Annotated in this window: 9 protein-coding genes and 1 pseudogene; 6 read left to right on the plus strand and 4 right to left on the minus strand. The window is 71.2% G+C overall.

Annotated features, from left to right (window positions below; translation table 11 throughout):
- Positions 1–95: 95 nt before the first annotated feature.
- Positions 96–758: a uracil phosphoribosyltransferase gene (gene upp / locus G528_RS0114280; RefSeq protein WP_051198862.1), complete on the plus strand. Its 663-nt coding sequence runs from the start codon at positions 96–98 to the stop codon at positions 756–758.
- 28 nt (positions 759–786) lie between these two features.
- On the opposite strand, the gene G528_RS0114285 is transcribed toward upp, so the two are convergent.
- The 3 genes from G528_RS0114285 to G528_RS0114295 are packed head-to-tail and all read right to left on the minus strand — an operon-like array spanning position 787 to position 3823.
- Positions 787–1443, minus strand: a complete 657-nt coding sequence (locus G528_RS0114285; protein WP_026919559.1) for a hypothetical protein — start codon at positions 1441–1443, stop codon at positions 787–789.
- On the minus strand, positions 1440–3005 hold the full coding sequence (locus G528_RS17700; protein WP_035720205.1) for a phospho-sugar mutase: 1566 nt from the start codon (positions 3003–3005) through the stop codon (positions 1440–1442). The genes G528_RS0114285 and G528_RS17700 overlap by 4 nt, the downstream gene beginning before the upstream one ends.
- 5 nt (positions 3006–3010) lie before the next feature.
- Positions 3011–3823: a purine-nucleoside phosphorylase gene (locus tag G528_RS0114295; RefSeq protein WP_026919560.1), complete on the minus strand. Its 813-nt coding sequence runs from the start codon at positions 3821–3823 to the stop codon at positions 3011–3013.
- Between the two features lie 67 nt (positions 3824–3890).
- On the opposite strand from G528_RS0114295, the gene G528_RS0114300 reads away from it, so the two are divergent.
- On the plus strand, positions 3891–4583 hold the full coding sequence (locus G528_RS0114300; protein WP_026919561.1) for an enoyl-CoA hydratase/isomerase family protein: 693 nt from the start codon (positions 3891–3893) through the stop codon (positions 4581–4583).
- The gene (locus tag G528_RS0114305; RefSeq protein WP_026919562.1) at positions 4580–5755 is read left to right on the plus strand and encodes an amidohydrolase; all 1176 of its coding nucleotides are present in this window, start codon (positions 4580–4582) and stop codon (positions 5753–5755) included. Before G528_RS0114300 ends, G528_RS0114305 begins: the two co-directional genes overlap by 4 nt.
- Positions 5756–5831: 76 nt before the next feature.
- On the opposite strand, the gene G528_RS0114310 is transcribed toward G528_RS0114305, so the two are convergent.
- Positions 5832–6323, minus strand: a complete 492-nt coding sequence (locus G528_RS0114310; protein ID WP_026919563.1) for a gamma-glutamylcyclotransferase family protein — start codon at positions 6321–6323, stop codon at positions 5832–5834.
- A 145-nt stretch (positions 6324–6468) separates the two neighbouring features.
- Between G528_RS0114310 and G528_RS0114315 the strand changes: the two genes are divergently transcribed.
- From G528_RS0114315 to G528_RS18505, 3 genes and pseudogenes are all read left to right on the plus strand, one after another.
- Positions 6469–7872: an NAD(P)H-quinone dehydrogenase gene (locus G528_RS0114315; RefSeq protein ID WP_026919564.1), complete on the plus strand. Its 1404-nt coding sequence runs from the start codon at positions 6469–6471 to the stop codon at positions 7870–7872.
- Between the two features lie 113 nt (positions 7873–7985).
- Positions 7986–9383: an MFS transporter gene (locus G528_RS0114320; protein ID WP_026919565.1), complete on the plus strand. Its 1398-nt coding sequence runs from the start codon at positions 7986–7988 to the stop codon at positions 9381–9383.
- 83 nt (positions 9384–9466) lie between these two features.
- Positions 9467–9982 (plus strand): annotated as a pseudogene (locus tag G528_RS18505) (hypothetical protein); the annotation flags it as partial.

Here is a 9982-nt window from a genome sequence, read left to right on the forward strand (position 1 = left end):
CCGGTGTGGGTGCTCATATCAGTTGGACGCAGCCGCCTCCCGATCGGTTCCGGCGCGTCCCACCGGCGTGTCCGCAGGCGGCCTAGGATTGCCCCATGCCCGACAGCGACACCCGGTCCACCCCCGACTCGCACCTCTCGATCCGCGTCGTCGATCACCCGCTCACCCGCGCCTGGCTCACCGTCCTGCGCGACGAGTCGACCTCCAATGCCGCCTTCCGCGATGCGCTGGCGCGGTTGTCGCAGATGCTCGTCTACGAGGCCTGCGCCGACGCCGAGGAGGAGCCGACCACCGTCCAGACGCCGGTCGCCTCCGCGCCGGGCACGCGGCTGACGTCGCCGCCCCTGTTCGTCCCCGTCCTGCGCGCAGGACTCGGCATGCTCGACGCCGCCCTCGACGCCGTCCCCGGATCGGGCGTCGGCCTGGTCGGGATGGCGCGCGACGAACAGACGGCCGAGCCCGTCGAATACCTGGCCTCCCTGCCCGCCGACCTGACGGGCGTCAGCGTCTGCGTCCTCGATCCGATGCTCGCCACCGGCGGATCACTGGTGGCGACCCTCGACCTGCTGGCGCGCCGCGGTGCCACCGACCTCACGGCCGTCTGCGTGGTGGGCGCCCCCGAGGGCATCGCCGCCCTCGAACGGTCGGGCCACCGGCTGCGGCTGATCATCGGCGCCGTCGACGACCGGCTCAACGACGACAAGTTCATCGTCCCCGGCCTCGGCGACGCGGGCGACAGACAGTACGGGCCGCGCTGAGTCCCCAGCCGGTGTCCAGCCGGCCGGCTCAGTCGACCCAGGACTGGACCATCGGCTCGGTCTGGACCACCTTGCCGTCGACTCGGATCCGCAGGACGCTGGTGGACACGATGTAGTCGGTGTTGCCGTTCGTCGCGACGAACGTGTCGCCGCTGCGCGCCGGGTACTGGATCTCGGGGGACGCGTCACCGTCCGCGGTGCTCTTGTAATAGTTGCGGCCGCGTTGGCTGCCGACCTGACACACGACGACCTTCGACCGACCCGTCGTGCCGATGAACACGGCGACGTCGTCGCCGTTGCACCGGGGGCCGCCGGAGAAGCCGTGGACGTCGGCGCCGCTCACCGGAATGGTCCGGCCCGGCGGGTTCGGGGCAGGCGGTGGATTCGGGGCGGGGGAGTCGTCGATCGGGGGCCGGTCGGACGAGTCGTCCGGAGCGGGCGCCGGTTGCGGCCGGTCACCGTCATCGGACGGGGCCGCGGTGTCGGAGGAGTCGGCCTCCGTCGACGAATTCGAATGGTTCACGTAGATGACGGCACCGGCCGTCCCGCCGCCCAGGACCACCAGCCCCGCGATCACCGCGATCAGCACGGCAGGCGACGTCCACGGTGACGGCCGACGCGGTCCGCCGGGATACTGGTGCCCGCCCGAGTACTGGTGCCCACTCGGAAACTGCTGTCCACTCACCGGTCGCCCTCCTGTCGATCTCCGGTCGCGGGCAGATCGGCGAGAACGGCATCGAGTACGCCGGTGAGCTCGGCCCGCGTCTGGCCGACGGTACCCCGGGACACCTCGACGGTCAGCTGTCCGTAGTACTTCAGCTTGGCCTCCGTACCGCTGGGACGGGCGATCACGCGGAGCGCGACGCCGTCGGCCCGCCGCCCGGTGAACTCCACGGCGTCGGTGCGCAGACCGTCGTCGCGGATCGCGTAGTCGGTGGCCCGTACCGGGAAGCCCGCGAGCACGGCGGGTGGAGCATCGCGCAATCCCGCCATGAGCGCGGCGATCTCCGCGGGCCGCTCCAGGCGCAGGGCCCGCTGGGCGGTCACATGCACGCCGACCCGACGCTGCAGATCGTCGAGCGCCGCGGCCGGCCCACCGTGATCGACCCACTGCGCGGCCAGATGGGCGCAGGCGACGGCAGCGGAGATCCCGTCCTTGTCGCGGACCGCATCGGGATCCACGCAGTGCCCCAGAGCCTCCTCGTAGGCGTACACCAGGGGTTCGCCCGCACGGACGAGCCACTTGAACCCGGTGAGCGTTCGGCGGGCGTCGGCGCCGAGCCGTCCGGCGGCCTCGTGCAGGAGCGTGCCCGACACCAACGAACTCGCCACCACCGGCCGGGACGCGTGGACGGGAGCGGTTCGGGACAGCAGCCACGTACCCAGCAGCGCACCGGTCTCGTCGCCGGTGAGCATGCGCATCCCGTCGCCGTCGCGGACACCCAGTGCGCACCGGTCGGCGTCCGGGTCGAGGGCGATCGCGAGGTCGGCGTCCACGTCGTCGGCCACCGCGAGCAGCAGATCGGTGGCCCCCGGCTCCTCCGGGTTCGGAAACGCCACGGTCGGGAAGTCCGGATCGGGGTGGAACTGCTCGGCGACCACGTGCACGTCGTCGAAGCCGCTGCGGTGCAGCGCCTCCACCGCCAGGGCGCCGCCCACCCCGTGCATCGCCGTCAGCGCGATGCGGACCCCACCGCGGGGGGCGTCGCCGAAATGCTCGGTCAACCGGTCGAGGTACGCCCCGACGACGTCGCGGGCGCGGGAGTCGGGATCCACCGGACGTCGATCGATCCGCGACCCCACGGCACGGATCGCGGCCTCGATCTCCCTGTCTGCCGGCGACACCAACTGGGCCCCGACGGTGTCTGATCCGCCGGCCGCCGATCCCAGTGCGCCGAGGTAGACCTTGTAGCCGTTGTCGGACGGCGGGTTGTGCGACGCGGTGATCATCACCCCCGCCGCGGCCCGCAGACGTCGAACGGCGAACGCCACCAGCGGGGTGGGGCCGGGATCGGGCAGTGCGATGACGTCGAAGCCGCGGGCGGCGAACACCTCCCGCGTCGCGGCGGCGAACTCCGGTGATCCGTGCCGGGCGTCACGGCCCACCACCACGGGTGCACCCGCTGCGCCGCTGGCGGCGAGCCAATCCGCCAGACCGGCGGTGGCGCGGGTGACGGTCTCGACGTTCATGCCGCCCGGCCCCTCGCGCACCGGCCCCCGCAACCCCGCGGTGCCGAACGTCAGCATGGCGGTCACCGCGCGGGGAGTTCGGCGATCACCGCGCGGAGCAGTCCGCCCATCCGCGCGGCCGATGCACGGCCGACCGCGAGCACCTCGGAGTGATCGAGCGGATCGCCGGTGATGCCGGCGGCCTCGTTCGTCACCAACGACAACCCGAGGACCGAGAGTCCCGCGGCGCGCGCCGCGATGGTCTCGTGGACCGTCGACATGCCGACGAGATCGGCACCGATCGCGGCCAACATCCGGATCTCGGCGGGAGTCTCGTACTGCGGACCCGCGAGTCCCGCGTAGACGCCGTCGACGAGACCGGCGTCGACGCGCCGTGCCGCCTCCCGCAATGCGGGACTGTAGGCGTCGACCATGTCGACGAACTGGGCGCCGTCGAGCGGCGACCGCCCGGTGAGGTTGATCTGGTCGGAGATCAGGACGGGCGTGCCGACTCGCAGATCGGGGCGGATACCGCCCGCCGCGTTGGTGACGACCGCGGTGTGGACGCCGGCCGCGGCCGCCGTGCGGACCGCGTGGACCACCCGCGCGAGCGGGTGCCCCTCGTAGGCGTGGACGCGTCCCAACATCACCAGGACGCGGGTGTCGCCGATCCGCAGCGACCGCACCGTGCCCGCATGGCCCTGTGCCGAGGGCGCCGCGAAGCCGGGCAGCGCCGTCATCGGCACCTCGCTGTCCGCGGCGCCGAGGGCGTCGGCCGCCGGTGCCCAGCCCGACCCGAGAATGACGGCCACATCGTGTCGGGGGCAGGAGGTTTCGGTGGCGACGGCGGCTGCTGCTGCGGCGGCTGCCGCAGCCGGATCGACTGACGGGTCCATGCCCCAACCTTAAATCGTCGTGACCTCGACTGCTCCTCGGGAGACGCCCGGCGCTAAGGTTTCTGCCATGCCGTACTTGACTCTCACCGATGACGTCGCCGAGCTGTACCTGGGTACCGAGGGCATGGAGCTCGACGAGACGAACCCGGAGAACCGTTTCTCGCCCGACTGGATGGACACGGTGTCCGGGCTCATCGACGAGGCGGGCGCCGCGGGGCGGCCGCTGATCGTCACCGCGACCGGGAAGTTCTTCACCAACGGACTCGACACCGACTACATCTTCTCCGGCGCGTCGCTGCCGCCGTACCTCGACGCCGTCCACGCCCTGTACGCGAAACTGCTGACCGTCGCGGTGCCGACCGTCGCCGCGGTGCAGGGGCACGCGTTCGGGGCGGGCGCGATGCTCGCGTTGTGCGCCGACCACCGGATCATGCGGTCCGACCGCGGATTCTGGTCGCTCCCCGAAGCCGCCCTGAACATGCCGTTCCCGCGCGGGATGGCGGCCCTCATCCGCACCCGCGTCCCCGACGCGACCGCCACGGAGGCGATGCTGACCAGCCGCCGTTACGGCGGCGCCGACGCGGTCACCGCGGGCATCGTCGAGGAGGCCGTGGAGTCGGAGCGTCTCCTCGACCGCGCTCGCGAGGTGGCCCGCGAGCGTGCTCCGTTGGCCGGCGAGAACCTCGGCACGATCAAGCGCGGACTGCGTCAGGCACTCCTGGCCGACCTCGCCGCGAAGACCCCGGACTCGCTGCTGTGAGTCTCCCGGCGATCGACGCCTGGCTGGCCGACAACCTTCACCGCGTGGTGACGTGGCGGCGGGAGATCCACGCCGAGCCCGAACTGTCGAAAGCCGAGTACGCGACCACCGCCAAAGTGGTCGCGATCCTGGCGGCCGCCGGATTGACCCCGCAGATCCTGCCGACGGGGACGGGCGTGGTCTGCGATTTCGGCCCGGTCGATGCGCCGCGCATCGGTCTGCGCTGCGATCTCGACGGTCTGCCGGTCCCCGAACAGACCGGGCTGCCCTTCACCTCGCGGGTGGAGGGGGTCTCGCATTCCTGCGGACACGATGCGCACACGGCGATCCTCCTCGGCGCCGGTCTGCTCCTGGCGGAGGCCGCCGACCGCGGGGAGCTCCCGTTCGGCGTCCGCCTGCTGTTCCAGGCCGCCGAGGAGGTGATGCCCGGCGGTGCGCTCGATGCGATCGACGCCGGCGCGATGGACGGGCTGACCCGGATCTTCGCGTTGCACTGCGATCCGCACCTCGCTGCGGGGACCGTCGGGTTGCGGGCCGGGGCCCTCACCTCGGCGGCCGACCGCGTCGAGGTCCACCTGCGGGGCCCCGGCGGACACTCGTCGCGCCCGCACCTGACGGCCGACCTGGTGTACGCGATGGGAACGGTGATCACCGGGCTGCCCGGCATCCTGTCGCGCCGGGTCGATCCGCGGTCGGGCACGGTGATGGCGTGGGGTGCGGCGCACTCCGGCGACGCCCCGAACGCGATCCCCCAGGAGGGCCGCCTGCGCGGCACGGTCCGCACCGGCGACCGCGATGTGTGGCAGGACTTGGAACCGTTGGTGCGCAGCACCATCGGGCAACTCGTCGCCCCGCTGGGCGTGACCTACGACCTGACCTACGTGCGCGGGGTCCCGCCGGTCGTCAACGACGAGACCAGCATCGCGATGCTGCGCCGCAGCGTCGAGGCGATCGGTCCGGCGGCGGCCGTCGACACCCCGCAGTCGCCCGGCGGCGAGGACTTCGCGTGGTATCTGGAGAGCGTGCCCGGCGCGATGGCCCGGTTGGGTGTCTGGAGCGGGGTGGGACCCCGATGCGATCTGCACGCTCCCGACTTCGACATCGATGAGCGTGCCCTGGGCATCGGCGTCGCCACGCTGGCCGGCGCCGTGCTCGGCGGCGAACTGGACTGACCGTCGGCCGACGGATTCGACCGCCCAGCCGGAACCGGCGGGAGTCAGAAGCCGCGCGAGTCAGAAGCCGCGGGAGTCAGAAGCCGTCGTCGAGGGGTTCGTCGGGGCCGGGACCCACATTGCGGGCCTCGTGAAGGCGAAGCTGCTCCACGTAGTCGGCCGGCGCGCCGGCCACTTCGGCGGCGTCGGCCATCACCCCGAGATATCGCGCCGACGGCAGCCCGCCCTCGTATCCGTCGATCACGTAGAGCCATGCGAGGACCGGACCGTCGGCGGTCTCGACGCGAGCCCGGATCTTGCGGTGGACCCCGAGCTCGGTGCCCTCCCAACGGTCCAGGTTCTTCTCGTCCTCGCCGGTCACGTCGTAGAGCACGACGAACACCATGGCGTCCGGATCGTCGCGATCTTCGGTGACCGTGGCCAGCGCGCCCTCCCAGCCCAGGTCGTCGCCGGCGAACGTCAGCCGCCACCCGCGGAGCCAGCCGGTCGACGCCATCGGGGAGTGGGGAGCCCGCTCGAGCATCTGAGCGGGATCCATGTTGGAGGCGTACGCGGCGTAGATCGGCACCCGCCCAGACTATTCGGTCGGCATCACCGGGGAAACACCACCTGGTCCCGCGGCGAGAACCCACGGTCCGACGGGCACGGCCCGGTCGCAGCAGATAGGTTTGTCAACGGACAGGACCGTAGGACGTCGACGAGGAGTGTGGACTGTGGCGAAGATCGTGATCATCGGGAGCGGGCCGGCCGGGTACGAGGCGGCGCTCGCCGGTGCGGCGTACGGCGCCGACATCACGATGATCGACTCCGACGGTGCCGGCGGTGCGTGTGTGCTGTGGGATTGCGTCCCGTCGAAGACGTTCATCGCGTCGACCGGAATCCGCACCGACGTCCGACGTGCGCAGGACCTGGGCGTCCGCGTGTCCGTCGACTCGTCGGCGATCGACCTTCCGCGCATCCACCAGCGGGTGAAGGATCTGGCGTTCGCACAGTCCTCCGACATTCGCGCGCGCCTCACCAGCGAGGGCGTCCGGATCGTCTCGGCGCGCGGTCGACTCGCCGAGACCCAGCCGGGCGTCGGCGCGCACACCGTGATCGCGACGCACCCCGACGGGACCGAGGAGGAGTTCGCCGCCGACGTCGTGCTCATCGCGACCGGCGCCTCCCCGCGGATCCTGCCGACCGCGGTGCCCGACGGCGAACGCATCCTCACCTGGCGTCAGCTGTACGACCTCGATGAACTTCCCGACCATCTCGTGGTGGTGGGTTCGGGTGTCACCGGCGCCGAGTTCGCGCACGCGTACACCGAACTGGGAGTCAAGGTCACCCTGGTCTCGAGTCGTGACCGGGTGCTGCCGCACGAGGACGAGGACGCCGCCCGCGTCCTCGAGGACGTCTTCTCCGAACGCGGTGTCACGCTCATCAAACACGCTCGTGCCGACGAGGTGACGCGCGATGCGACGAGCGCGACGGTTCGCCTGGCCGACGGCAACGAGGTCACGGGCAGTCACGTGTTGATGACGGTCGGCTCGGTGCCCAACACCGACGGACTGCGTCTGGACGAGGCGGGGGTGACCACCGACCGCGGCGGATACATCACCGTCGACCGCGTCTCGCGGACGTCGGTGCCGGGCGTGTACGCGGCCGGCGACTGCACCGGCGTCCTTCCGCTGGCGTCGGTGGCCGCGATGCAGGGCCGGATCGCGATGTATCACGCGCTCGGCGAGGGGGTGAGCCCCATCCGACTCAAGACCGTGGCGTCGGCGATCTTCACGCGGCCGGAGATCGCCAACGTCGGCGTCTCCCAGAAGGCGATCGATGCGGGGGAGTACCCCGCGCGCACGGTGATGCTGCCGTTGTCGACGAATCCGCGCGCCAAGATGAGCGGGCTGCGCCGCGGCTTCGTCAAGATCTTCTGCCGGCCGGCGACCGGCGTGGTCATCGGCGGTGTGGTGGTGGCGCCGAACGCGTCCGAGCTGATTCTGCCGATCGCCCTCGCAGTGGAGAACAAACTGCAGGTCTCGGAGGTCGCGAACACCTTCTCGGTGTACCCGTCGCTGTCGGGGTCGGTCGCGGAGGCTGCGCGGCAGCTCGTCCGACACGACGACCTCGACTGACCGTCGTCCGGAACCGGTCGGTGGTCCCCGTGGCACCGACCGGTTCTCGCGTGCCCGACGGTTACGAGACGCAGGAGCTGGAGACGGCTGTGAACGGTGAATAGTTGTGAGTGATGAGTAGTTGGGGCGAACTGCTGGGGCGCGAGCATCGCGCGGCCATGACGGTGATGGCGGGCGGGATCGCGCTCTTCGCGGTGAACGTGTACCTGACGACGTCGCTGCTGCCGAATGCGGTGGCCGACATCGGCGGTCAGGAGCTGTACGCCTGGACGATGACGGTGTTCCTCGTCGTCTCGGTCATCTCGTCGATGCTGGTCAGTCGGTGGCTGGCACGGTTCGGCGCCCGCCGCGCCTACATGCTGGCGTTCGCTCTGTTCACCGTGGGGACCGCGGTCGCCGGGGCATCACCGACGATGACGGTGATGCTCGTGGGGCGAGCCCTTCAGGGGTTCGGCGCCGGACTGTTGGGCGGCCTCGGATTCTCGGTGGTCCGTCTCGTGCTGCCCGCGCACCTGTGGCAGCGATCCATCGCGCTGATGTCGGCGATGTGGGGTGTGGGGAACTTCGTCGGCCCGGTGGTCGGCGGCTTCTTCGCGCAGATCGGTTTGTGGCGCGGCGCGTTTGCGGCGCTCGGGGCGTTCGCGGTGGCCCTCATCGCGATCACCGCACGTGCGTTGCCGGCGCAGACGGCGGGGGCCGGCGACGCCGGTCGTGTCCCGTGGGTGTCGTTGGCCCTGCTCACCGCGGCGGTGGGTGCGGTGAGCGTGGCGTCGCTGGTGACCGGTCCGGCCACCTGGGTGCTCATGGCGGCGGCGGTGGTCGGCGCGGCGGCGTTCGTCGGGTGGGAGCGCCGCGCGGAGTCGCGGGTGCTGCCGGCGATGACTTACCACGGTGCGTCGCCGCTGCGCTGGATCTACCTGGCGATTCTCGTGGTCGCCGCGGTGTCGACGGTCGAGACGTTCCTGCCTCTGTTCGGGCAGCGCCTCGGCGGCCTGGGGCCGTTGGCGGCGGGTTTTCTCGGTGCCGCGATCTCGTGGGGATGGACGGTCGCGTCGATCTCGGCGAGTGGAATCGAGAGCGATCGAGGGCGCCGGGCGGTTCGCCTCGCGGGGCCGATCATCGTGGGGACCGGGTTGATTCTGTACGGGATCCTGCAGCGTGACGATCCGTCCGTCCTCGTGATCGTGTCGTGGTATGCCGTGCTGTTCTTCGGCGGCTGCGGGATCGGCATGGCGATGGCGCATTGGTTCACCGCGGGCATGCGGGTCACCGATGACGATGCGCAGGCGGCGCAGGCGTCGGCGGGGCTCAACACCAGCCAGCTCATCGCCAACGCGTGCGGATCGGCTCTCGCCGGGCTGTTGGTGGCGCTCGGCGGGCCGGACACCGTCGGGTCGGCGCGGATGCTCAGCTTCGGCTTCGCCGCCCTCGCGTTCTGCGGGGTGGCGGTGGCGCTCCGCGAGTTCGCCGTCGACCGACGCTGGCGTGCGATGTCCGTGCACCACGGCTGATCCGGATTGTCGGACCCCGCGAGTATCATCGAACATGAGTTCGAGATACGGCGAACGTCATCGGGAATTTCGGGGAGGGTGCCATGACCGCGACGATGATCTTTCCGCCCGGACCGGGCAACCCCGGGCCGGGTCCGGTGTTGCGTGGGCCCGGTGAGCTCGCGGAGCCGTCGGTGACGGTGACCGATGAGGAGTTGGTGATCCGACTCCCGCGGCCCGTAGGAGCGGCCGGCCGGGCAGCGGACGGCAGGCATATCGAGGGCAGTGCAGGCGCTGAGAGCACCGCGGGCGGTGAAGGGTCTGGGTGTGATGATGCTGGGCGTGATGATGCGGCGATGATGATCTTCGCCGCTCGCGCCGACTCCTTCCACGGTCTGGTCCTGTGGCATCGGTATCGGGCGATCTACGACCTGGCCAGTGACCGGATCGCCGAGGCGAATGCTGCTGCCGATGCCAACACCACCGCCGACACCGCCGGGGACGGGAACAGTGATGTGTTCACGCGGCTCTACGATCCGCTGTGCCAGGTCGCCGCCTCCTACGCGGTGGTGGCCGGGGTGCGGCAGTGCACCGCCGAACGCTTCGTCGATGAGGCCCTC

This window comes from Gordonia shandongensis DSM 45094, assembly GCF_000423025.1.
GTDB classification, from domain to species: domain Bacteria; phylum Actinomycetota; class Actinomycetes; order Mycobacteriales; family Mycobacteriaceae; genus Gordonia; species Gordonia shandongensis.